Raw genomic sequence first — 22,294 nt, forward strand, 5'->3', positions numbered from 1 at the left:
TCAGTCCATGCGCTGCAGCAGCGCGCGCACGGCCTTGGGGTAGATCTGGTGCTCTTGCACCAGCACGCGCGCGGCCAGGGTTTGCGCCGTATCGCCGGGCAACACCGGCACCAGGCCTTGCTCAACGATCGGGCCCGCATCCAGATCGGGCGTCACCAAGTGCACGCTGGCACCGGCAAACTTGCAGCCAGCGTCGATAGCGCGCTGGTGGGTGTGCAAACCGGCAAATGCAGGCAGCAGCGATGGGTGGATGTTGACCAGGCGCCCAGCATAGTGGTTGACGAAGCCGGGCGTCAGAATCCGCATGAAGCCGGCCAACACCACCAGGCTGGGCTGGTACTGGTCGATCTGCTGCATCAAGGCGGCATCGAAATCCTCACGGCTGGCAAAGGCCTGGTGGTCGACCACCGCCGTGGCAATGCCTTGCTCGCGGGCAAATGCCAGGCCGCCAGCGCTGGCTTTGTTGCTGAGCACGGCCACCACTTGTGCCCCCAGGCGTTCGCGCCAGCGCTCTTGCTGCGCACTGCGCACAATGGCCGCCATATTGGAGCCGCCGCCCGAGATCAGGATGACAATGTTTTTCATGGAGGCGGCATTATCGCAGCCAGCCAAGGCCTTTGCCGGCGCTTGCCCGCCCGCCAACACAGGCGCCAGCCAAATGGCGGATAATCAAAGGCTTTACTGATTTCCACAGCCTCGCCCGCAGGCCATCCCCGGATTCACTTCATGAGCGCCAAAGCACCTGTCGACCCCATCCGCAAATACCTTGACACCGCCCGCCACCAGATCGCCGTGGGCAACCTCACCGGTGCCGCGCAGACCTTGAACGACGCCCGCCGCCGCGCCCCGCGCGATGCGCGTCTGTTCATGCTGGCTTCGCTGATGGCAGAAAAATCGGGCAACCTCGAAGGTGCGCTTGATGCCATGCAACGCTGCGTCACCCTGGCTCCAGGCTGGACTCCAGGGCTGCTGGAGCAAGCCTTACTCTTTGCCCGCCATAACCGCCGCCAGGAAGCCCAAGAAACGGCAGAAAAGGCCATCGCTCTGGAGCCTGACAATGCGCATGTCATTGCGGGCATGGTCGATATCGCGCACCGCGTCGGCAATACCGACATGGCCATTCGCCACCTGCAAAATGCACTCAAGCTGGCCCCCGAAGACCGCACCCTGCGCCGCTATCTGGCGGTGGACCTGGGCAGCGTCCACAAGTACGACGAAGCGCTGGCGATTCTGGAGCCCTTGATCAACGAAAAACCCGACGACCACCTGGCCCGCATTGCCCGCGTGCAAATGCTGCAAGAGCGCGGCACCATGGCCGATGCCCTGCCCGACACTACAGCATTGCTCGAACTCAAGGCCGACGACAAAATCTACCAGTACTACCACCAACTGGCCCAGGGCCAAGTGCCCAACCAGGTGCCCGTCGAGCTGACCACCCACATGTTCGACGAGATGGCGTCTGTCTATGACGCCCACATGGTGCGCAATCTGCGCTACTACCTGCCCAAACAGGTAGCCGACCAATTGTTGGCGCTCTACCCCGACCGCCGCTTCAACCTGCTCGATCTCGGTTGCGGCACCGGCTTGCTGGGCGCCTGCCTGGGCCCGATCGACGGCTATATCCTGGGCGTGGACATGTCCTCGAACATGCTGGCCGAGGCAGCCAAGCACAAGGTTTACTACAAGTTCCACCAGGTCAACCTGCTCGAAGCCTTGGCCGCCACGCCTGCCGAAACCTTTGAAGCGATCACGGCACTGGATGTACTGATCTACGTCGGCGATCTGCAGCAAACCCTGGCCGATGCTTACCGCGTACTGCAACCCGGCGGCGTGCTGATCTTCTCTTGCGAACACGGCGATGTGACCGGCCCGGACAGCCAGCTCCAGCCTTTTGGTCGCTACACGCACACGCTCAGCAGCACGGTGCGCCTGGCCAAGGCGGCGGGTTTTGACCGTGTCGAGACCAAGGATGTGGACTTGCGCATGGAAATGGGCCAGCCCGTGGATGGCTTCTTGGTGACCGCGTTCAAGCCCAAGGCTTGAAACTGAACACGCCCCAGTAAAAGGCCTTGCAGCAGTGCAAGGCCTTTTTTTGTTAGCGGACTGAGAAATCAGGCCGCCAGGCGCGAACTCTTGGGCACGTGGGCCAGCAAAAACTCCATCTGATCGGCCATGATGCGGCGGTTGCGCAAAATAAAGTCTTCCCACAGGCTGGGCGTATAGGGCGCATACAACAAGGGCATATGCGCTTGTTCGGGCGTGCGACCGGCCTTGCGGTGGTTGCACGATGCGCAAGCAGTGACCACGTTCATCCAGGTATCCGGGCCTTTTTGCGATACCGGCACCACATGCTCGCGGGTCAGCAGGTCTTCGTCGAACCACTCGCCGCAGTAGGCGCAGATCTGGCAGTCGCGGCGAAACAATTTGCTGTTGGTGAGCGCCATGCGCATGGCAAACGGGTCAATGCTGGGCTTGCCGCGTGTGCCAATGATGCTGGCCACTTCAATGCGCGACTGCAGGCCGGTGACGGCATTGTGGCCACCCCGAAAGCACGCCACATGCGCGCCCGCCTCCCAGCGCACATCGCCTGCTGCGTAGTGCGTCACCGCCTCCTGGAGCGAGATCCAGGACTGCGGCACGCCGCTTGCCGATAACTTCAACACCTTCACAATGGGCCTCCTGCTCATTGGAATTGCTCAAAAATACCGAAAGAAGCCCTTACACCGGCAAAAACACTGGTGCTGCCATGCATGCCAAGCACAGCCGCCGGGCTCCAAGCCATAATGACCAATATACACTTTTCTGGTGAAATTGGACATCGGCGCGCCGCCAAAGCGCGCCAGCCGCTATAAAAACTAAAGCAACGATGAAGATTTTCCGAGGACTCGCCCACCCTGAGGCGCTGCGCCATTGCGCTGTCACCATTGGCAATTTCGACGGTGTGCACCGCGGCCACCAGGCCATGCTGGCCTTGCTGCGCAGCGAGGCGCAACGCCGCGGCCTGGCCAGTTGTGCGCTGACATTCGAGCCGCATCCGCGCGACTATTTTGCCCAGGTGCTGAACCAGCCCGATCTGGCGCCGGCACGTATCTCCACACTGCGCGACAAGCTCGACCAGCTCGCGCAGTGCGGCATCGAGCAAACGATTGTTCTGCCCTTCAACGCCGCGCTGGCCAGCCAGGCGCCGCAAGCGTTTATCGACGATGTTCTGCTGGCTGGCCTGGGCACAGGCTATTTGCTGGTGGGCGATGATTTCCGCTTTGGCCACAAGCGCGCGGGCGACTACAACATGCTGGTCGAGGCTGGCCGCCAGCAAGGCTTTGACGTGGCACGCATGAACAGCTACGAATCCGACGGCCTGCGCGTCTCCAGCACCGCGGTGCGCCAAGCGCTGGCGCAAGGCGATATGGCGGGCGCCGCCAAATTGCTGGGCTACCCGTACGCCATCTCGGGCCATGTGGTGCATGGCCGCAAACTGGGCCGCCAGTTGGCCGAAAGCCGTAGCGGCGCAGGCGATGGTTTTCGCACCCTGAACCTGCGCTTTGACCACTGGAAGCCCGCTGCCAGCGGCATTTTTGTGGTGCTGGTGCATGGCTTGGCAGCGCAGCCGCTGCCAGGCGTGGCCAACCTGGGCATTCGCCCCTCGATCGACCCGAACGACGTCAACGGCGGCCGCGTGCTGCTGGAGACCCATTGCCTGCAATGGCCCGCCGAACTGGGTGGTGACGGGGCTTACGGTAAAATCATCCGCGTGGAACTGCTACACAAACTGCACGACGAGCTCAAATACGACAGTCTCGATGCCCTCACCGCCGGTATCGCCAAGGACTGCGCGGATGCCCGTGCCTACTTCAGCACCCCGACCCACGCCGAAACCCGTCGCCAAACCACGCGCGACCGAATTTGACGCTGTGCCTGCTGCGCCTCGCTGCGCAGAAGTCCTGCGTTTCAGGCGCCCTCGCGCCGCCTTGCCCACTTCTGCGCCAACCATTTTTCTCCTGACCGGCCTTGTTGATCTGCCCCGGATCAGGACTGTGTTTTGCTTTGAAGGTTTTTATGTCCGACAAATCGTCTTCCGCTGAAAAGGCTTCTGCGTACCGCGCCACCTTGAACATGCCCGACACCCCTTTCCCGATGCGCGGCGATCTGCCCAAGCGCGAGCCGGGCTGGGTGCAAGAGTGGGAAGACCAAGGTACCTACAAAAAGCTGCGCGACGCCCGCCGTGGCGCGCCCATGTTCATCCTGCACGACGGCCCTCCTTACGCCAACGGCAAGATCCACATCGGCCACGCAGTGAACAAGATCTTGAAGGACATGATCACCAAGAGCCGCCAGCTCGAAGGCTACGACGCGCTCTACGTGCCCGGCTGGGATTGCCACGGTCTGCCGATCGAGAACGCCATCGAAAAGCTCTACGGCCGCAACCTGCCACGCGACGAAATGCAGGCCAAGAGCCGCGCCTTCGCCACCGAGCAGATCGCGCAGCAAATGGTCGACTTCAAGCGCCTGGGCGTGCTCGGCGACTGGGACCACCCTTACAAAACCATGAACTACGCCAACGAGGCGTTGGAGCTGCGCGCCTTGAAAAAGGTGATGGAGCGCGGTTTTGTCTACCGTGGCCTGAAGCCCGTGTACTGGTGCTTTGACTGCGCCTCGTCGCTGGCCGAGTTCGAAATCGAATACCAGGACAAGCAATCGCAGACGCTGGACGTGATGTTCCCCGCTGCTGATGCAGCCAAGCTGGCCGCCGCCTTTGGCCTGCCCCAGCTCGACAAAGAGGCCTTCATCGTCATCTGGACGACCACCGCCTGGACCATCCCCGCCAACCAGGCGCTCAACGTCAACCCCGATCTGGAATACAGCCTCGTCGACACCGAGCGCGGCCTGCTGATCGTGGCCTCGGCCCTGGTCGAAAAATGCCTGGCCCGCTGGAAAATCGAAGGCAAGGTCCTCGCCACCGCCAAGGGCGACAAGCTCGACCACATGCCCTTCAAGCACCCGCTGGCCCATGTGGACAAGGGTTTTGACCGCATCTCTCCCGTCTACCTGGCCGAATACGCCACCGCCGAGGACGGTACCGGTATCGTGCACTCGGCGCCCGCCTACGGTGTGGACGACTTCAACTCCTGCATTGCCAATGGCATGGAGTACAAGAACATCCTCAACCCCGTGCAAGGCAATGGCGTGTACGCCGCCGATATGCCGCTGTTCGGCGGCCAGCACATCTGGAAGGCCGTGCCCGTCATCCTCGACGCGCTCAAGGTGGCCGGCCGTCTGCTGGACACCACCACCATCAGCCACAGCTACCCGCATTGCTGGCGCCACAAAACGCCGGTGATCTACCGCGCAGCCGCCCAGTGGTTCATCCGCATGGACGAAGGCGAAGGCGTTTTCACCGACCCGGCCCAGAAGCCGGAGAAAACCCTGCGCCAAATCGCGCTCGAAGCCATCGAGCACACCAGCTTCTACCCGGAAAACGGCAAAACCCGCCTGCGCGACATGATCGCCGGCCGGCCCGACTGGTGCATCTCGCGCCAGCGCAGCTGGGGCGTGCCCATCCCCTTCTTCCTGCATGTGGACACCGGCGCGCTGCACCCGCGCACCATGGAGATCATCGACCAGGCGGCCGACATGGTCGAGACCGGCGGCATCGAGGCCTGGAGCCGCGTGACGGCCGAAGACATTCTGGGCGCCGAAGAAGCCAAGCTCTATACCAAGAGCACTGACATTCTGGAAGTCTGGTTCGACTCCGGCTCCACCTTCTGGCACGTGATGCGCGGCACGCACAACTACATGCACCACGACCAGGGCCCCGAAGCCGATCTGTACCTGGAAGGCCACGACCAGCACCGCGGCTGGTTCCACAGCTCGCTGCTGCTGGCCAGCGCCATCTTTGGCCGCGCGCCCTACAAGGGCCTGCTGACGCACGGCTTCACGGTGGACGGCCAGGGCAAGAAAATGTCCAAATCGTTGGGTAACACCGTGGCGCCGCAAGACGTGTCCAACAAAATGGGCGCGGAAATCATCCGCCTGTGGGTGGCCTCAACCGATTACTCGGGCGACCTGGGTATTGACGACAAGATCCTGGCCCGCGTGGTTGACGGCTACCGCCGCATCCGCAACACGCTCAAATTCCTGCTGGCCAACACCAGCGACTTTGATGCCGCCAGCGAAAGCGTGCCCTTCCAGGACATGCTGGAAATCGACCAGTACGCCCTGGCACGCGCGCACCAATTGCAGGCGGAAATCATCGGCCACTACCAGGTCTATGAATTCCACCCCGTGGTGGCCAAGATCCAGCTGTTCTGCTCCGAGTTCCTGGGTGGCTTCTACCTCGACGTGTTGAAGGACCGTCTCTACACCACCGGTGCCAAGAGCCTGGCCCGCCGCTCGGCCCAGACCGCGCTGCACCAGATCACGCACGCACTGCTGCGTTGGATGGCGCCTTTCCTGTCCTTCACTGCCGAAGAAGCATGGAAGATTTTTGGCGACAGCGACACCATCTTCCTGGAAAAGTTCATCGAACTGCCTGCCGGCGACGAAGCCCTGCTGGCCAAGTGGAACCGTATCCGCGAGATCCGTGACCTGGTCAACAAGGACATCGAGAATGTGCGAGTGGAAGGCAAGGTTGGCCCATCGCTGCAGGCCGAAGTCACGCTGACAGCGCAACCCGAAGACCTGGCCCTGCTGCAAACGCTGGCCGATGATCTGAAGTTTGTGCTCATCACCTCGGCCGCCAGTGTGGTGGCTGGCGACGAGCTGGCAGTGAGCGTCACGCCTTCGGAAAACGCCAAGTGCGAGCGCTGCTGGCACTACCGCGCCGATGTGGGCGTGAACCCCGCCCACCCCACGCTCTGCGGCCGCTGCGACAGCAACTTGCACGGCGCCGGCGAAGTGCGAACCAAGGCCTGACCAGGCCATGAGCCGCCAACGCGGGCGGGCCTGAGCTTGGGGCACAGCCATGTGCCCCAGCTTGGTACCCACTGGCGCCGGCTGCCATCCGATTGACTAGCGTTGAAAGCAAGCATGAGCAACCAACAGAAGACGAGCAAGCCTGCCTTTGTACTGTGGCTGGTGCTCGCCGCCGTGCTGTTCTGGCTGGACCAGTGGACCAAGGAATGGATCCTGGCCCACTACCAGCTCGGCGAATACACCACGATCACCGGCTTTTTCAACATCGTGCGTGCGCACAACCCAGGCGCAGCCTTCTCCTTCCTGGCCAGCGCAGGCGGCTGGCAGCGCTGGTTCTTCACCGGCATTGGCGTGGTCGTGGCCCTGGTCATCACCTGGCAGCTCTACAAACACAGCCATAAAACCCTGTTCTGCCTGTCCATCAGCTGCATTCTGGGCGGCGCCATCGGCAACGTGGTGGACCGCCTGCGCCACGGCTACGTGGTGGACATGCTCGATTTCCACTGGGCGGGCAGCCACTTCCCGGCCTTCAACCTGGCCGACACCGCCATCACCATCGGCGCCATCCTGCTGATTCTGGACGAGTTGCTGCGCATGAAGCGCGGCGAGCAAGCCTGAGGCACAGCCAGCCGCGCTTTAACAGCAACGGATGGCAGCCGCAAGACCACCGCCCTCGCTCAGCGACGGCGGTGTTTTTTTGCCTACGCGCGACAGCGCATCGTCACCAATGGTCAATAACGCAGCAAAATATGCGTCATAGATCAAGCCCCATCACGCTGCAGTGCTATCAGGGGTATAGTGACCGGTTCGCCTTATGAAACACCTGCTCAATCTTCTCGCAGCCATTGCGCTGCTGGTTTGGGGGTCTCATATGGTGCGCACAGGGGTGCTGCGCGTCTTTGGCGCCAACCTCCGCAACCTGCTCGCGCGCAGTATGAGCAACCGATTCACCGCCATGCTCTCGGGCATAGGCGTCACTGCGCTCGTGCAATCGAGCACCGCCACCTCGCTGATGACGGCCTCCTTCGTAGGCCAGGGCCTGATCCCGCTGACCGCCGCACTGGCGGTGATGCGCGGGGCCGACGTAGGCACTGCGCTGATGGCCGTGCTCTTCTCCACCGATTTGTCCTGGTTGTCGCCGCTGCTCATCTTTCTGGGCGTGGTGCTGTTCATCTCCAAACAAGACTCCACGCCCGGCCGCGTAGGCCGCGTATTCATTGGCCTGGGGCTGATGCTGCTGGCCCTGCGCCTGATTGTGGAAGCCACTGAACCACTGCTGGCTTCTGAAGCCGTGCGCACGCTGCTCATCAGCGTGAAAAGCGACTTCTTCATGGAATTGCTGCTGGGCGCCATCCTGGCCATCATCGCGTACTCCAGCCTGGCTATCGTGCTGCTGATCGCGGCCATGGCCAGCTCCGGCGCCATCAGCGGTGACATGGCACTGGGCCTGGTGCTGGGCGCCAACCTGGGCAGCGGCGTGCTGGCCGTGCTGCAAACCGCCAAATCGTCAATCGAAGTGCGCCAGGTCACCGTCGGCAACCTGATCTTCAAAATTCTCGGCATCGCCATCGTTGCGCCCTTCACCGGCTTGTGGATGACGTATGTGGTGCCCTACATCCAAGGTGCCGGCCAATCGGCCGTACTCTTCCACCTGGCCTTCAACGTACTCAACACGCTGGGCTTCATCTGGTTCACCGGCATCATCGGCGACTGGATGCGCAAGCTGCTGCCCAAGGAAGACGCCAGCCACGCACCGCAACGCCCGCGCCACCTCGACCCGTCGGCGCTCTCCACGCCCTCGCTGGCCATTTCTTGCGCCGCGCGTGAGGCACTGCACCAGGCCGACGTGGTTGAATCCATGCTCATCGGTCTGCACAACGTGGTGCAAACCGACAACCAGCAACTCTCGCAAGACCTGCGCAAACTCGACGACACGGTGGACGAGCTGTACTCGGCCATCAAGTACTACATGACCAAGATCTCGCGCGCCGAACTGGACGAGCGCGAGAGCCAGCGCTGGACCGAAGTGATCAACTTCACCATCAACATGGAGCAGATCGGCGACATCATCGAGCGCGTGCTCACCGATGTGGAAAACAAGAAAATCAAAAAGCGACGCCAGTTCAGCAAAGCCGGCATGGAAGAAATCAACGAGCTGCACGCCCACCTGCTGGACAACCTGCGCCTGGCCATGAGCGTCTTCCTGTCTGGCAATGTGCGCGACGCGCAAAAGCTGCTCGAAGAAAAAGCCCGCTTCCGCGACCTGGAGCTGGCCTACTCCGCATCGCACCTGGAGCGCCTGTCGCACAACTCGGTACCCAGCATTGAAACCAGCTCGCTGCATATCGACCTGATCAGCGACCTCAAACGCATCAACTCGCTGTTGTGCTCGGTGGCCTATCCCATCCTGGAAGCAGCCGGCGCCCTGGCCCACAGCCGCCTCAAGGACGAGCCCGAGCCCACGCGCCGTTGAGTACAGCGCCAGCAAGCACACCGAATTCGCATACAATGCCAGCTGCCTCGCGCTGCGACCACTCCGCAGCGCACCCCAAGGAAGCGTGGCAGAGTGGTTGAATGCACCGGTCTTGAAAACCGGCGATGGTGTAAGCCATCCGTGAGTTCGAATCTCACCGCTTCCGCCAGGTCAACGAAAGCACCCCATACAGGGTGCTTTTTTCTTGCCCATTCTCTGGCGTTTGACCTATATTTGACGCTGTGTTACGCTGCGTTTACTGTAGTTATATACAGCACTCACACAAACCCCGTAAACACCTCAATCTAAATTTTTATGGCCCATTTGTTGGCCCATAGATTCATGCCATGCCCAAACGCATCCTAGAAAAAACTGCCTTGGAAGTCTCACGCTTGCGGGAAGAAGGCGTGCACGCTGTTGGTGGCGTGTCTGGGCTGTATCTGCAGATCATCGGCGGTTCGCGCGTGTGGGTCTATCGGTATGTCCACCATGGCAGCCGGCGCCGTATGGGCCTCGGCAGTTATCCGGCTGTCAGCCTGGCCGCAGCGCGCGAGGCTGCGCGCGCTGCGCTTGGTGTGCGTGACAGTGGCGCCGATCCGCTGCAGGCCCGCGCGGCCGAGCGTGAGGCAGCGCGCCAGGCCGCTGCCAAACAAATGCCGTTTGCCACGGCGGCAGAGACTTTTATCAAAGAGCACGAAAGCACCTGGCGCAACGTCAAGCACGTTCAGCAGTGGCGCAACACGCTGGAAACCTACGCATTCCCGATCCTGGGGCAGCTCAACGTGGGCGAGATTGAACAGCACCACGTTTTGCGCGTACTTGCGCCGATCTGGAAAACAAAAACCGAAACCGCTGTGCGCCTGCGCGGTCGCATCGAACAAATTCTGGATTGGTCAACCGCCTTTGGCCACCGCACTGGCCCAAACCCTGCGCGCTGGCGTGGCCAACTGCAACACATTCTGGCCAACCCCGACAAGCTGGCCCCGGTCAAGCACCACCCGGCTGTGCCCTATGTCGAGCTGCCTGCCTTCTACCAACGCCTGCCGGCCATCAAGGGCGAAAGCGCCCGCGCGCTGCAATTTCTGATACTGACCACCAGCCGTTCTGGCGAGGTGCGCGGCATGCGCTGGGGCGAAGTGGATATGCAGCTGGGCGTCTGGGTTGTACCCGCCGAGCGAATGAAAAGTAAACGGCCTCACCGCGTGCCGCTTTCCACCCAGGCCATGGCCCTGCTGCAGGCGCAAAAGCCAGGCCAGCTCGATGACTATGTTTTTATCTCCAACCGTGGGGGCATGCTGTCGGATATGGCGTTGACCCTGCTCATGCGGCGCCACCACACTGGCGCCGTGCCGCATGGCTTCCGCTCCACCTTCCGCGACTGGGCCGGCGAGTGCACGCACCATGCGCGCGATGCGATCGAACTATGCCTGGCTCATGCGATCGACACAAAAACAGAAGCCGCGTATAGACGCGGCGACATGTTGGACAAACGGGCAATGATCCTGCAAGAGTGGGCCGACTATGCAGCCCCTGCTCAGCTCATTTTGTAGGCTCTCCACCCTCCCCCGCATCCCCGCCCCAAGCCTTAGGGCAGCTCTCCAGCCAGGTAATCACCTCGCTCACCAGCCAGAACAGCTTTTGCGGCCCCGCCTTGCGCGGGTGCGGGAAACCGTGCTTCTCAATCAGGTTGCGCAGCGTCATTTCGGCCACATCCATTTCGGCCAGCACTTCTTCTTTGCTCAGCTTGTAAATACCCATTGTTCTTTCCTCCTGCGCGATGGTGAAATTTCCCGATCAGGAAATTTCTGCCGTTACTGCGGCTGTTTTTGTTGAATCTTTCCCGCTCGGGAAATTTAGCGGGGCAATGGCGTCGGCTTTTACCGTGCCGGCTTTGACTTCCTGCGACAGCTGGCGGGCGCCTGGCTCGAAGTGGCGGCCCAGCTGGTTGTAGCTACAGAACAGGTCAATGCTGATTTCTGCGGCCGTGCCCAGTTGTGCGGCCCAGCTGGAGTCCCAGCGGTGGCCGTCCATCGTCATGTCCACCACGGCTATCAGCGCCTGGTGCAAGCCGGGTCGGTTCTGGCCAGCCACGGGAATCGCGCGCGCAATCTCGGCGCCCATGCCGATCAGATAGGCCAGGCTGGCCAGCAGCTCGGGTTCTTCGGCGCCGTGGTCTGCCAGCATGCAAAACAGCCCCAGCTGCACCACATCGCTGTCCATCCTGGCGCGTCGCATCAGCCTTTCAACGGGTGACGCCTTGCGGAAAATTCCGCGCTTCAATGCTCTGCTGTGGATTGCTGTCGTGGCTTGCACCCCGCTGTGGCCAGGGCCACCATGCTGTAGAAATAGGCGGCCACGGCCAGCCAGAAACCCAGCCAGGCCAGGCCGCTGCCGATTGCTTTTGCGGCTTCTTCGCTCATGGCTTGCACCCTCCATTCGATTGGCCTGGCTCGGCAATCTGGTGCAAACGCACGCCGGCGCAGGGCTCCTTTGCAAACGCGCGTTTGATCTTGTCGATATCGCATTGCTTGACGGTCAGGGTGAGCATGCGCGGCGGCGGCTGTTGCCAAGCGCCGTTGGCCCAGGTGTAGCCGACGCTCAGCAGCAGGCGGACGGCGGCGCATGGCCAGCTCCAAAAGTGCAGTGCTGTCTTTACCGGAGCTGACAGAAACGACATGCATGGTTTTTTTCATTGCTCACCCCCTCGCGTTCAAAGTCACCGGCCGTGCGGCCTGGCCACGGCTGCGGTGGTGCAGCTCGGGGCACTTGTAGTTGCCTGCCGTTTGCCAGTTGGTCTGGCGGGGCGGCACTTTGCCTGCGTAGCTGATGCGCTCGGCTTCTTGCTTTTTCAGCCAGGCATCGCGGGATACGGTGTGGCTCAGCTGGTCGCGTGCTTTTGTCATTTGCTTTGCCCCTTCGTTGTTTTCTTCAGTGCTGCGTTGTTGATCTGCGCGGCCAGAGCATTGGCCGCCTTTGCGTTTTCTTCGCCCAGGCGCAGGACGGTGGGTGTGCGGTCTCCATCAGTGCGGCCTTGGAATGCGCCCAGCATTGGCACAAACACTTGCAAGGCTGTATGCGCTACTGGCGCAACGAAAACAGCCCCATCAATCCACAGCAGCACCATGGATCCTTCAAATTTTTCTTTGCCAATTGATTGCTGCATGGCTCAGTCCTTGCGTTCCACGCGCAGCACGGCCTGGCCGGTTACGTGGCGGGCTTTTTCTTGTGCGTCTTCGCTGCTCGCGGCCTTGAGGTCAATGCGGCTTAGCAGGTGCTGTCCGCCTTGGCCCTCCAAATCCCAGGCGTTGGCGGTGATGGGGTAGACGAATGCGCGGTAGCTGCGTAGGGCTTGAATGCTTTGTGCGGGTCGCATGGTGTTGGTCTTTCGGGTCAGGCAACCAGGCGCAGCTGGTTGGGGTTGTCGTTGGTGGTGTCGGCCACTTCGGCTTTGGGCTTGCGGCGGCGTTTGTTTTTGGCGGCTTCGGCGGCCAGGCGCTCGCGCTCTGCGGCAAACACGGCGGCCAGGTGGCTGGCCTGGTGGCCACTGCCCACATACACACCAGCGGCGCGCTGGAATGCGTGGGTGCTGGGTTCGGTGCGTTTTGCGGGCATGGTGGTTGCTCCTAAAAAATCAAAGCCACTGGCCGTGGCGGCCGTCGTTGCCCAGGTCGCCTTGCAGCTTTACGTCGCGCTCCAGCGCGGCGCGGCGGCCTTGCACCTTGGGGTGGTTGAGGTAGTCGTGCACGTACTTTTGGCCGCGTGCTTCCTCACGGCTGGCGGCCAGCAAATAGCGCACTTCGCACTGGTGGCGGTAGCGGTCGGATTGCTCGCGGTCGGTGGTCATGACGTGGGCCATGTGGCTTACTCCTTTGTTTGCTGGTTGGCGGTGGGTGATAAATCTGCGCGGCGCAGGCGCGGGTAGGTCAGGCCGGCGATCAGGCCGGGCAGCAGGCGTTCGTCGGTGCGGGCAATCTCCAAAATCTCGCGCTTCATGGCCTGGCGGGCTTCGGGGCTGTCTTGCATGTCTTCGCAGACGCGGCGGCCGGCGTCGAGCGCGCGTTGCAGCAGCGGGCTGATGACGGGCGCGCGGCTGCCGCGCCTGGTGGTGTTGGCTGTGCTACTGGTCATTGGGTTGCCTCCATAGCGCGGCGCACCGACTGCAGGGCGCGCAGCATGTGGGCCGATGTGCGCTGCGCTGCTTGCGCCTCTTGCTTGGCTGTCTCTTTTGCGTGCTGTGCTTCGGCCGCAGCACGCTGCACGGCGGCTTGCGCGCGCTGCATGGCGGCGTGTTTGTGCTGCGCGGCGTGCTGGGCGCGGTCGTTTTCTTGCTGTTGGCGCAGGGCTTGGAAGTGATCGAGCGTTGCCTGCGGGTAGTTGGGCGTTTTGTCTCGCTCCGCAACGCCAAAAACTGCATTGGCCAGCTCGCCGGTTATGCGTGCCGTACAGTTATTGAAACCAGTCCAAGCGGCCGCCTGCGGCGCCCGGTCCTGTGCTGCGCCAGTGCCCTGCGCTTGTACTGCTGCATCGCCGTTTTCGGCGTCCGAATCATTAGTGGCATGCGTGGCGTGTGTGCTGGTATCACCGGCCACGGGCGCCCACACAATGCGGCGGCTCACCAGCCAGCGGCCCGACATGCGGCCGTGCTGGGGCACCAGGCCCACAATGCGGCCCTTCTTCACGGCCTCGCCGTACTTGTTGCACTGGCCATCTACCGCCATGCGGTTGACGGTGCGCAGGTGCCAATCGTCACGCTTCAAAGCGTGGCCGCCCATGGCCTCCATAAACACGCGCCAATCGGCCTTTACATCGCCACTGCGGTGGCAAGCGCGGTAGGCGCGCAGGGTGGCGCGGTCGCCCTCGTTGGCAAACAGCTCCAGCTGGTCGCCGCTCACGCGGCGCAGCTCGCGCCAGGCCGTCACGCTGGGCATGCCAATGGTCTGGAACTGGCGGATTCCCCAGGTTGCGGCCCAGGCGTCCACGCGCTGGTGGCCCTGGCTTTCCTCGGGGCCAAAATCCATATCAATCTGCTGGCCGTCCACCAAATCTTGGTGCTCGGCCAAGGCAATGTGGCCCACGCTCTTGGCTATGTACTTGGCCACGTAGCCGGCAGCGCCGCCGCCGTCAATGCGCTTGGTGCAAATGCGGTTTTCTTGCGCGCCGCGCTCGTTGCCGTCTTCGGCCAGCCAGTACTGGCGCAGGGTGGCATTAATCAACTGCGCCTCCCACTGGCTTTCAGCCCACAGCATGGCGTGCCAGTGCGGCGTGCCGTCGTGGTGCGGCTCGGCCACGCGCAGGCCGTAAATCTTTACACCCTTGCGCCCCAGCTTGGCGCGCACTTTGGCCCAGGTATCGCACAGCCAGCGCTGGCCGTCGCGCGGCGTTGCGCCGTTGTACTTTTTGTTGTGGCGCGTTTTTCCGTTGCGGATCGTCACCGGGTGGTACTTGCTGGGCAGCGTCAGCGTAATAAACATGCCCACATGGCCATGCGCGTCTGCGTATTCCTCGGCACCGCGAATGCGCGTCATCAGCTCGCCGCCACGAATCAGCGGGTTGGCCGTGCCCAGTGCGGCCAGCTCGGCCAGCGTGTACACCTGGCCCGTCTCGTTGCGGTACAGGCTGCGGGCCAGCGCCTCGGCGTTGCGCTTGATCTGCGCTTGCCGGCGCACCAGGCCGCCGTTGCTCACATAACGCCCCTTGGCCACGTTCACCAGGCCCAGGCGAATAGCCCCGGCCTCCACCACGCGCGCCACGGTGCGGCGCAGCTTGCGGCGCCACCAGGCGTCATCGCTCGCGCGCTTAATGGCGGCCAGCGTCTTTTGCTTGCGCAGCTCCAGGCTGGCGTAGAGCGGCACCTTGAACAGGTCTTCCACATCTTGCGCCTGCAGCGCGCCGGTGGTCTTTAGCGCCATGGCCAGCGCGTGGCCACGGTCGGCCAGGTCAAAGCCGGCCAGCTCGCAGCCGTCCATCAACTCGTCCATCTGCGCGGCAAGCTGCTTGGCCCAGGCGCAAATCTCAAAATCGCTCAGGTTCAGGCGCGATGCATCGCCATACGCATCGTCAAAATCGGCCAGCTCCTGCAGCTTGTCCCACGCGCGCACCCACTCGGGCTGCTGCTCAACAAACCACTTGGCGTGCTCCACCGTGCCGTCGATAAAAGGCGACACAGGCTCTGCCGTGGGAAAGCGCACACGGATAGCATCACGCCAGCCGTCTGGGGCGCTGTCCACGATGCGTTGCAGGTGGTAGTGCACCATGTGCATGCGCGGAACATTCGCATTCCAATCGGCGTAATTGCTGGGCAGCTTGCGTGGTATTGCTGGCATGTCTTACCCCACGGTGCGCATAGACAGCGCGCTCAGGCGAGAGAAAACGCGCTTGCCCTCGCGTATGGCGAACTGCACCGCCTCGCGCTCGGCCGGCGGCAGCTCCTGCCAGCTGCGGCCGGCGAGGTAATCAATCAGCTCCACATCGCCAATGCCGCCCAGCGTCATGAGCATGATTCGCCAGGCCAGCGGAATGCCTGCCCACTCAGCGTCCTGCGTACCTGCGTACAGGCCGCGCGAGCCCTTGCGCGCAAAAAATGCCTGGTGCTCGCGCCACTTCTCGCGCAGCTCCATAGGCAGGTTCATAGGCACCGTTTTTTGGCGTGGGCCTACCAAGTCGGGCGCCGGCGCGGGGGGCGGTGGCGGTGCTGGCAGCAGCAAATCTGGCGCAAGGTATTCCACCTGCTCCACATCTACCACCGGCAGCTTGCACAGCGCATAGCGCAATGCGCCGGCGCTGGCCACCGCTTTGGCTTCGGCTTGGTCTTGCATCATGCGGCGGCCAGACCTTGCACAGAAAAGCCGCGAATGCTCGGCTGCAGCTCGGCAATATCAAATGCCGTGTCGTATGCCGCAGCCATGGAGCTGGCCAGAATGTGGTGGGTGTGGCGCGTGCCGCTGGCAGCGCGGTAGCGCATGGCGTAGAGGCTCACGCTGCACCGCCCTTCTTAGCGGCGGCGGCCCGCGCTTTAGCCGCGGACTCCAGACGGGCCAATGCGTTGGTCAGCAGGTCGCGCAGCGCCTCGGCGTCTTCTTTGCCAAAGCGCAAGCGGGTTTCCATGTGCGATGCCTCAATACACAGCAACACATCACCACCCCACTTTTGGTTGTGATAGTGCACCGAGCTAGTTACCCAAACATCGGCACGGGTCCCGCCCGAAAAAGTGCCACTCTCCATGGCTACGTGGTTGCCAAGGGCGTCTAACAGCTTGTTTGTGCTCAGCGTGGTTTCCATGGTCTTACCTCCGGTTTTTGGGCAAAAAAAGCCCCTGCCAGGCCGGGTGGCCTTGCAAAAAATGAATGGGTGGTGGGTGCTGCGCCGCTAAAGAGCGGCTGGGGGTTTAGCTGCTGGCCCCGGCGGGCTTGTCGCCGGCAAACAGGTCGCCCGTTACCGGGCTGGTAAACAGGGCCTGGTGCTCGGCGGCGCCTGCGTTATCGAGCACCACGCGCAGCATGTCGCGGCGCACATGGGTGGACATGGGCAGGTTGACAGTAGGGTCTGGCGTAGCGCTGGGGCTGAGCGTTCGCACAATCTCGGTGTTGGCCACAAACGTGTGGCCGCACTCCACGTTGGTGCACTGGTAAATGGTTTCGCGCATGGTGGCGCTCACCGGCTTGCTGGTGCGAATCTCGCTCGTAGCCTTGCAGTGCGGGCACTCCATGCGGGTGCCCTCCATGCGCAGGCGGCGGCCCTGGTGGGTGCCGCGTGGCTTGCGCTGCTTGGCCGCTGCCTCAAGCAGCGCTTTGCGTTCTGCGGTGCTGTGCATCATTACTGCCTCTGCCTTCTTAATAGCTGCTGTTGAGCCTCGTTTGAGCCACTGTTGAGCCGCTTTACAGCCGCTCAAGCAGCGGCCGCAGCGGCGGTGGCCAGGCCGGGTTGCACCATGCCGTCGCGGCCAAAAAACTGCACTTGGTCGCGCTGGGCCTTGTACTGGCGCAGGCCCAGCAGGTACACAAAGCGCAAAAACGGCGCCGTGTGGCCCAGGCCCAGGCTGGCGGCAAAATCGGCGGCGGTCTGCTTCTCGGTGGGGTACAGGCGCAGGCCGGCCAGCACGCGGGGCACCGGCACCGTCTCGGCCGCTGGGCGGGCGGCCACGCCGCTGGCGTAGAAGAACTGCAGCCGGTCGGGCTGGGCCAGCAGCAGCTGCCAGCCCATCAAAAACACGGTGCGCAGCAAAAAGCCGCGCTTCCAGCACATGGCGCTGGCCAGCTGGTCGGCCTCGGCCATTTCGCTGGCAAAGAGGCGCAGGCTGCACAGCTCCAGGCTTGGCAGCTCGGCCTTGGCTGCCAGGGCGGCGGGGCGGCGGCTGCGCGCCAGGTGGGTAAGGCGCTCGCGTTGGTTGGTGCTTGTCATCATTTGACGTTCTCCTGGCGCTGTGGCGCCGTGTTGTTGATAACCAGTTTGGGGCCTGGTGTTCTGCCCGTCATAGACGCCACCATGGCGTCGAGCTGCCTGCGGTTTAGCTGCTCAATAGCGGCTTCGACAGATGGCAGCTGCATCGCCTGGCGGTACAGCTCCAGCTTTTGCAGCTGGGTTTCGCTGTACCCGATTTGCTCGATGGAAAGCTGCATTTGTCATCGCCGCTTTACGTTGTTGCCTGCGCCGCCAATTAGCTGGCGGTGCTGGCGGGTTGGTGGTTGCTGAACTCGCCCAGGCCCATGGCCTCCAGCTCGGTGTCCACGCGGCGCATCGTCATGTCGTACACCAAGGTGGCGGGTTCGGTTTTCAGGCGCTGCGCCATCACCTCCAACATGGCCCAGTCCTCTGGGCGGAAACGCACGGTCTTTTTGGCCGTGCGCGCGTGTTCCGGGTTTTTGTAAGCCATTTGCCAAGCCTCCCCGCCTGTGGCGGTGTCGTGTACCATCCCTTTAAAGGTACGTAATTTGCTGTTACGGCCGAATCATAGTGCGAATTTGCGCACAAGGTCAAGCCATGAATGCGAAAAATGTAGAAAAGAATTCGGAAAATGCGGTTTTGCGCAATGCAATCGGTGAGAGATTGCGCACAGAACGCACGCGGCTTGACCTAAAAGCAACAGACTTTGCGCATTTAGGTGGTTCTTGGTCTTCGCGCTCCATCTATGACTGGGAATCTGGCCGTGGAAGCCCCAAGGCTGAATTCCTTGCCGAAGCCCAGGCACTAGGCATTGACGCCAGCTACGTGCTGTTCGGTACGCGCAATTCCGCAATCGTGGATATGGCGACGCGCGAAACCGCAGACCTCAACCACAGCCGAGTACTCACCGGCCCAGCGCCCACGCCCGATCCCGAGAACATCGAAGACGCCATTTATGTGCCGCTGCTGTCTGCCACCGGCAGCATGGGGCCGGGTAGCGAGCTGATGACCGAAGACGTTGTGCTGGGCAATGTGCCGCTGTCGCGCCGCTGGCTGTCGCTGCACCTGCCGCGCCACCGGCCGCAGGCGCTGCGCCTGGTGCATGCGTATGGCGACAGCATGCTTGGCACGCTCAACAGTGGCGACTTTGCGCTGGTGGATACCGATATTCGCGCGGTGGACGTAGATGGTGTTTATGTGCTTGAGGCACATCAACGGCTGTTTATCAAGCGCGTGAGACAACGCTTAGACGGTGCTTACGAGGTGAGCAGCGACAACCCAGCCATCAAACAATCCGATGTGCTCAGCGGCAAGCACGAGGTGCGAGTCTGCGGCCGCGTGGTTTATGGCTGGAACGGCCGGCGCTTTTAGTGCTGTTTTTGTATGTCAGTGCATACCGATAACGAGGGGATGATTTGCAGATACTGGAGTTTCTCTACACCAATTCCGCCGGCGAGAGCAAAGCGCGAACACTAGACAACTGGGCCGAAGAAGGCCACTACATCGTTGGCAACGACATTACGGTAAAAGGTGCCCCGCGCACCTTCCGCAAAGACCGTATTACGCAGTACCTCAACGGGTGCGAGGCGTTGCTAAAAGCCCCATTTCAGGCCCCACCGCCCAAGCCCGACAAGGCCGCGCCCGAGGCGAGCAAACCCCAGATACTGTTTACCGGCTTTGGCGCTGCCCACCGCGCCGAGCTGGAGGCGCTTTGCACCGCAGCGGGCCTGGCGGTTGTAAAAACGGTCACGCAAAAACTGGTGTTTATGTGCGGCGGCCCCAATGCCGGCCCGTCCAAGGTGAGCAAGGCCCGCATGCAAGGCTGCTACATCGTTGGCGAAGCCGATCTGCCCATGCTTCTTGAGTTTGGCGTCTTGCCCGACCACATTTTTGATTGAGCCATGAAACGTATTTTTGCCACCGCCCGAATGACCGCTTGCGCCTTGGCGGCCAGCACCTTGTGGCTGCTTGCCGGGTGTAGTGGAGAGCAAAGCAAACCGAGCAGCTTCGCGCTTACCGAAGAAGGTATTAAAACGCTCAGCCCCAAAATTGCCAAAGTGGTGGTAACGCCCCAGGTAGACGGCCCCGAAAGCCGCGTAGAGATTGAGCTCAACAGCGACCCCAACCTGGGCGGCAAGGGCGAGTGGAACAGCTTGGCGCAAGACAGCCACAGCATGTTTACCCGCCTGCTGGCCAAGCCCGAGGTGAGCCGGGTGTTTATCAAAGTGGTGTCGCCAGCCAACAAGAATCTGCATTGGGCGCGCGTGTCGGTTGACCGCAGCAAACTGCCCAGCGACTGGCAAAACCTCACCTATCTGCAGTTCTTCGCCCACACCAACCCCATGGCCGGCACCTTGCAAACGGGCCAATGGCTTTGCGAGTTTTACGCCGCCTACCAATCGGCGCAGCCCCCCGGCGGCCTGCCACGCAACTGCAAGGGGTAAGCCCAACCCGCCCAAAACAAAAGCCACTCTTGAGTGGCTTTTTTTGTGCTTTGCTACTTGGCAGGCGCAAAAAACAAACCCGGCCTGGGCCGGGTCTGCGCTGCCTATTCGGCAGTAAAACAAGATGCCACGCATCATTTTCTAAGCTGCCTGTTCGGCAGACGATGACAGCAAAACTAAAGAGCTGACTTTTCTAAGCTGCCTGTTCGGCAGATCGTCAATGCCATTGAGCTGTATTTGCTGAGCTGCTTGTTCAGCAGCCAACACACTATATCACTTTGCCCGCGCCCGTGGTGCACTTGCAAATTCGCCTTTGCGCTTCCAGTCGCCGGCGTTGTGCGTCGTTGGACAGCCCTGGTTGTGCACCCAGGGGCCAAACTCTTGCGCAATTTCAGCAACTCGGTTGCGCTCCCCTGCTTTGATGTATGCGCCCGACCTCAGTTTTTGGGCAACCATCAGCACAAAGTCGGCGTCATCTACCGCCGGCACTCGCATTGCAAAAACGGGCCGCTCGGCCTGGACGCGCACTTGCTTTGGCTCAGCCAGGCGCGTTTCCAGCTCTGCCGCAATATCGCGCATCATCGCAAGCAGATCGGGTGTACTGACGGCCGTCAGATCTATTTTGATTGGGATCATGCCGCCTGCACCCCCAGCTTGTGCAGCAACAGATGCCACATTGCAAAGCTGATTTTTTGGCGCGTGGTGGCATCGTCAGCAGCAGTGTATTTGCGGAAGTTTTGCGGGGTAACACCCACCAGCTCAGCCGCCTTGGCGCCGGTAACGCCGGTAAAACTGCCCTCGCCCACCACATGCCGCAGCTCCCAGCTTGTGGGGGCGCGCCAGGCCTCGGGTGCGTCTGTCAATACATCATCGGGCAATAGACTTGCGATCCACGCGTTGTCGTTTGGCGTCTTGTACTGCGGAATACCGCCGCGAACATTTTTGAATTCATAAGCCGCGCCGATAGCCTCATGCGCCTCTTTGAGCCGAGCAAATTCATCGGCCCCCATCGGCACACTACCTAACTCGTCGGATACAGCCCAGGTATCAAAACGGTCGTCAATCAAGCCACGCGACAAGCCCGCAATGGGCGCCAACGCATATAGCGTGCTCAGCACCTTGCCATGTCCGCCTGTGACCGCTGTAGAGCGCACCAGGCGCACTGCATAGCCACGCGGCATGTCAACTTGCTTGTCGGCCGCGTCCACCGCTTGCGCGGCTTTGGCTCTCCAGCTGCTCACAAAGGTGCTGCGCTCTTGCTCAAACGCATCAAACAAGGTGTTCAAAACCAGGTCCGCGCCTGGAACTACTTTTTCAGCGAGCAACGTGTTGCCGTAGTACATAGACCAGCGGCGCGAAGGCGTGCCGTTGATAGTGCTGATGCGACCCGATGCGAAGGTAAAAGGGCCGTGTTTGCGTTCGATATCCATAATTTCTTCTTTCCCGAGGTTAAGCGCTGGCCCTTGCAGGCCGCGCTGGTGATTAGCCTTGATTCCACACATTGAGGATGTCAACTTGGGCCGTGAATTGCGCCTTGCCAACACGCTTTTGAGTAACGTTGCCTTCCTTGTCGTAGGAGGTAATTTTGATTTCGCCGCAGGGGTTGCAGCGCAACACATACTCGATACCAAATGTCTCAGAAGTGAAAGCAAAACCGAAGCCGCCTTCTTTTGTTTTCATCTTCTTCGACAGAGTGAAAGAGTGGCCTTGTGGGCCGGTGATTTCACGGCTCAACAAGAAAGCGAATGCGTTTGCGTAGTTGATTGCTGTTTGCTTGTCCATTTTTGCTTCTCCTTTGGAGGTACGGCGCTTGCGATATTGCTGTGCCGATGGGTGTAATGTATAGCGCGATTCGCGCTATTGCAAGCTGTTTATAAATCCCTACCACCGCCATCGGTTATTCAGCAATGCGGAACAGCTCCATGTTTTTGAGCCAGCGCACATCAAAAACACCGCTTTTCTCTACAGCGGCAAGCATGGACGGGGCTTGCTCGTGCAGCTCTACATGCCGGCTGCAAAGCAATGAGTATTGGGCCATGGTGACAACTCCTTTTGGTAGTGGTGCACACATGGTGGGGCTACAACC

General features: G+C 61.5%; 32 protein-coding genes and 1 tRNA gene. 10 read left to right on the forward strand and 23 right to left on the reverse strand.

Annotation, left to right across the window (positions count from 1 at the left end):
* A complete protein-coding gene (gene purN, locus ACFIQF_RS11410; RefSeq protein ID WP_393942894.1) occupies positions 1-585 on the reverse strand; it encodes a phosphoribosylglycinamide formyltransferase in 585 nt (194 codons plus the stop codon).
* Positions 586-726: 141 nt separating this feature from the next.
* Between purN and ACFIQF_RS11415 the strand changes: the two genes are divergently transcribed.
* Positions 727-2,043, forward strand: coding sequence for a methyltransferase (locus ACFIQF_RS11415; protein ID WP_393942896.1), 1,317 nt, complete (start codon positions 727-729; stop codon positions 2,041-2,043).
* Between the two features lie 68 nt (positions 2,044-2,111).
* Here ACFIQF_RS11415 and ACFIQF_RS11420 read toward each other — a convergent pair whose 3' ends face one another.
* Positions 2,112-2,669 carry an HNH endonuclease gene (locus tag ACFIQF_RS11420; RefSeq protein WP_393942898.1) on the reverse strand — a complete coding sequence of 186 codons (558 nt, stop codon included), beginning with the start codon at positions 2,667-2,669 and terminating at the stop codon, positions 2,112-2,114.
* Positions 2,670-2,866: 197 nt separating this feature from the next.
* On the opposite strand from ACFIQF_RS11420, the gene ACFIQF_RS11425 reads away from it, so the two are divergent.
* The 6 genes from ACFIQF_RS11425 to ACFIQF_RS11450 all read left to right on the forward strand — a co-directional run bounded on the left by ACFIQF_RS11425 (position 2,867) and on the right by ACFIQF_RS11450 (position 10,935).
* Complete coding sequence (locus ACFIQF_RS11425) at positions 2,867-3,907, forward strand: bifunctional riboflavin kinase/FAD synthetase (RefSeq protein WP_393942900.1); 1,041 nt, start codon at positions 2,867-2,869, stop codon at positions 3,905-3,907.
* Positions 3,908-4,056: 149 nt separating this feature from the next.
* Positions 4,057-6,912: an isoleucine--tRNA ligase gene (ileS, locus tag ACFIQF_RS11430; protein ID WP_393942901.1), complete on the forward strand. Its 2,856-nt coding sequence runs from the start codon at positions 4,057-4,059 to the stop codon at positions 6,910-6,912.
* 114 nt (positions 6,913-7,026) lie between these two features.
* Complete coding sequence (gene lspA / locus ACFIQF_RS11435) at positions 7,027-7,530, forward strand: signal peptidase II (RefSeq protein WP_393942903.1); 504 nt, start codon at positions 7,027-7,029, stop codon at positions 7,528-7,530.
* Between the two features lie 196 nt (positions 7,531-7,726).
* Positions 7,727-9,385 (forward strand): Na/Pi cotransporter family protein, encoded by a 1,659-nt coding sequence (locus ACFIQF_RS11440; protein ID WP_393942904.1) that lies wholly within the window; start codon positions 7,727-7,729, stop codon positions 9,383-9,385.
* Between the two features lie 79 nt (positions 9,386-9,464).
* Positions 9,465-9,554, forward strand: a tRNA-Ser gene (locus tag ACFIQF_RS11445).
* A 178-nt stretch (positions 9,555-9,732) separates the two neighbouring features.
* Positions 9,733-10,935 carry a tyrosine-type recombinase/integrase gene (locus ACFIQF_RS11450; RefSeq protein WP_393942905.1) on the forward strand — a complete coding sequence of 401 codons (1,203 nt, stop codon included), beginning with the start codon at positions 9,733-9,735 and terminating at the stop codon, positions 10,933-10,935.
* On the opposite strand, the gene ACFIQF_RS11455 is transcribed toward ACFIQF_RS11450, so the two are convergent.
* The 17 genes from ACFIQF_RS11455 to ACFIQF_RS11535 form a co-directional block, all read right to left on the reverse strand.
* Positions 10,925-11,143 (reverse strand): helix-turn-helix transcriptional regulator, encoded by a 219-nt coding sequence (locus ACFIQF_RS11455; RefSeq protein ID WP_393942907.1) that lies wholly within the window; start codon positions 11,141-11,143, stop codon positions 10,925-10,927. The genes ACFIQF_RS11450 and ACFIQF_RS11455 overlap by 11 nt on opposite strands.
* 36 nt (positions 11,144-11,179) lie before the next feature.
* A complete protein-coding gene (locus tag ACFIQF_RS11460) occupies positions 11,180-11,620 on the reverse strand; it encodes a hypothetical protein (protein ID WP_393942909.1) in 441 nt (146 codons plus the stop codon).
* Positions 11,621-11,661: 41 nt separating this feature from the next.
* The gene (locus tag ACFIQF_RS11465; RefSeq protein WP_393942910.1) at positions 11,662-12,078 is read right to left on the reverse strand and encodes a hypothetical protein; all 417 of its coding nucleotides are present in this window, start codon (positions 12,076-12,078) and stop codon (positions 11,662-11,664) included.
* 3 nt (positions 12,079-12,081) lie between these two features.
* Entirely contained in the window at positions 12,082-12,288 is a 207-nt protein-coding gene (locus tag ACFIQF_RS11470; protein WP_393942911.1) for a hypothetical protein, read from the reverse strand.
* Positions 12,285-12,548, reverse strand: a complete 264-nt coding sequence (locus tag ACFIQF_RS11475; protein ID WP_393942912.1) for a hypothetical protein — start codon at positions 12,546-12,548, stop codon at positions 12,285-12,287. The genes ACFIQF_RS11470 and ACFIQF_RS11475 overlap by 4 nt, the downstream gene beginning before the upstream one ends.
* Positions 12,549-12,551: 3 nt before the next feature.
* Positions 12,552-12,758: a hypothetical protein gene (locus ACFIQF_RS11480; RefSeq protein ID WP_393942913.1), complete on the reverse strand. Its 207-nt coding sequence runs from the start codon at positions 12,756-12,758 to the stop codon at positions 12,552-12,554.
* Positions 12,759-12,775: 17 nt separating this feature from the next.
* Complete coding sequence (locus ACFIQF_RS11485) at positions 12,776-12,997, reverse strand: hypothetical protein (RefSeq protein ID WP_393942914.1); 222 nt, start codon at positions 12,995-12,997, stop codon at positions 12,776-12,778.
* Between the two features lie 19 nt (positions 12,998-13,016).
* Complete coding sequence (locus ACFIQF_RS11490; protein WP_393942915.1) at positions 13,017-13,241, reverse strand: hypothetical protein; 225 nt, start codon at positions 13,239-13,241, stop codon at positions 13,017-13,019.
* 5 nt (positions 13,242-13,246) lie between these two features.
* Positions 13,247-13,513, reverse strand: a complete 267-nt coding sequence (locus ACFIQF_RS11495) for a hypothetical protein (RefSeq protein WP_393942916.1) — start codon at positions 13,511-13,513, stop codon at positions 13,247-13,249.
* Positions 13,510-15,708 (reverse strand): replication endonuclease, encoded by a 2,199-nt coding sequence (locus ACFIQF_RS11500; RefSeq protein ID WP_393942917.1) that lies wholly within the window; start codon positions 15,706-15,708, stop codon positions 13,510-13,512. The genes ACFIQF_RS11495 and ACFIQF_RS11500 overlap by 4 nt, the downstream gene beginning before the upstream one ends.
* 3 nt (positions 15,709-15,711) lie before the next feature.
* Positions 15,712-16,203, reverse strand: coding sequence for a hypothetical protein (locus tag ACFIQF_RS11505; RefSeq protein WP_393942918.1), 492 nt, complete (start codon positions 16,201-16,203; stop codon positions 15,712-15,714).
* Positions 16,200-16,361 carry a hypothetical protein gene (locus ACFIQF_RS11510; protein WP_393942919.1) on the reverse strand — a complete coding sequence of 54 codons (162 nt, stop codon included), beginning with the start codon at positions 16,359-16,361 and terminating at the stop codon, positions 16,200-16,202. Before ACFIQF_RS11510 ends, ACFIQF_RS11505 begins: the two co-directional genes overlap by 4 nt.
* Positions 16,358-16,663 carry a hypothetical protein gene (locus ACFIQF_RS11515; protein ID WP_393942920.1) on the reverse strand — a complete coding sequence of 102 codons (306 nt, stop codon included), beginning with the start codon at positions 16,661-16,663 and terminating at the stop codon, positions 16,358-16,360. Before ACFIQF_RS11515 ends, ACFIQF_RS11510 begins: the two co-directional genes overlap by 4 nt.
* Positions 16,664-16,769: 106 nt before the next feature.
* The gene (locus ACFIQF_RS11520) at positions 16,770-17,198 is read right to left on the reverse strand and encodes an Ogr/Delta-like zinc finger protein (RefSeq protein WP_393942921.1); all 429 of its coding nucleotides are present in this window, start codon (positions 17,196-17,198) and stop codon (positions 16,770-16,772) included.
* 71 nt (positions 17,199-17,269) lie between these two features.
* Complete coding sequence (locus tag ACFIQF_RS11525) at positions 17,270-17,785, reverse strand: hypothetical protein (protein WP_393942922.1); 516 nt, start codon at positions 17,783-17,785, stop codon at positions 17,270-17,272.
* Positions 17,782-18,000: a hypothetical protein gene (locus ACFIQF_RS11530; RefSeq protein ID WP_393942923.1), complete on the reverse strand. Its 219-nt coding sequence runs from the start codon at positions 17,998-18,000 to the stop codon at positions 17,782-17,784. The genes ACFIQF_RS11525 and ACFIQF_RS11530 overlap by 4 nt, the downstream gene beginning before the upstream one ends.
* A gap of 38 nt (positions 18,001-18,038) precedes the next feature.
* The gene (locus ACFIQF_RS11535; protein WP_393942924.1) at positions 18,039-18,254 is read right to left on the reverse strand and encodes a hypothetical protein; all 216 of its coding nucleotides are present in this window, start codon (positions 18,252-18,254) and stop codon (positions 18,039-18,041) included.
* A 371-nt stretch (positions 18,255-18,625) separates the two neighbouring features.
* On the opposite strand from ACFIQF_RS11535, the gene ACFIQF_RS11540 reads away from it, so the two are divergent.
* The 3 genes from ACFIQF_RS11540 to ACFIQF_RS11550 are packed head-to-tail and all read left to right on the forward strand — an operon-like array spanning position 18,626 to position 20,208.
* Positions 18,626-19,135, forward strand: coding sequence for a S24 family peptidase (locus tag ACFIQF_RS11540; protein ID WP_393942925.1), 510 nt, complete (start codon positions 18,626-18,628; stop codon positions 19,133-19,135).
* A 44-nt stretch (positions 19,136-19,179) separates the two neighbouring features.
* Positions 19,180-19,662 carry a BRCT domain-containing protein gene (locus ACFIQF_RS11545; RefSeq protein WP_393942927.1) on the forward strand — a complete coding sequence of 161 codons (483 nt, stop codon included), beginning with the start codon at positions 19,180-19,182 and terminating at the stop codon, positions 19,660-19,662.
* Positions 19,663-19,665: 3 nt separating this feature from the next.
* Positions 19,666-20,208, forward strand: a complete 543-nt coding sequence (locus tag ACFIQF_RS11550; protein ID WP_393942928.1) for a hypothetical protein — start codon at positions 19,666-19,668, stop codon at positions 20,206-20,208.
* Between the two features lie 273 nt (positions 20,209-20,481).
* On the opposite strand, the gene ACFIQF_RS11555 is transcribed toward ACFIQF_RS11550, so the two are convergent.
* From ACFIQF_RS11555 to ACFIQF_RS11570, 4 genes are all read right to left on the reverse strand, one after another.
* Entirely contained in the window at positions 20,482-20,883 is a 402-nt protein-coding gene (locus tag ACFIQF_RS11555; protein ID WP_393942930.1) for a hypothetical protein, read from the reverse strand.
* On the reverse strand, positions 20,841-21,722 hold the full coding sequence (locus tag ACFIQF_RS11560; protein ID WP_393942932.1) for a hypothetical protein: 882 nt from the start codon (positions 21,720-21,722) through the stop codon (positions 20,841-20,843). Before ACFIQF_RS11560 ends, ACFIQF_RS11555 begins: the two co-directional genes overlap by 43 nt.
* On the reverse strand, positions 21,691-21,990 hold the full coding sequence (locus tag ACFIQF_RS11565) for a hypothetical protein (RefSeq protein ID WP_393942934.1): 300 nt from the start codon (positions 21,988-21,990) through the stop codon (positions 21,691-21,693). The genes ACFIQF_RS11560 and ACFIQF_RS11565 overlap by 32 nt, the downstream gene beginning before the upstream one ends.
* Positions 21,991-22,105: 115 nt before the next feature.
* Positions 22,106-22,246, reverse strand: coding sequence for a hypothetical protein (locus tag ACFIQF_RS11570; RefSeq protein ID WP_393942935.1), 141 nt, complete (start codon positions 22,244-22,246; stop codon positions 22,106-22,108).
* Positions 22,247-22,294: the final 48 nt, after the last annotated feature.

The sequence above is a fragment of the Comamonas trifloxystrobinivorans genome, from assembly GCF_043359985.1.
Lineage (GTDB): Bacteria > Pseudomonadota > Gammaproteobacteria > Burkholderiales > Burkholderiaceae_C > Comamonas > Comamonas trifloxystrobinivorans.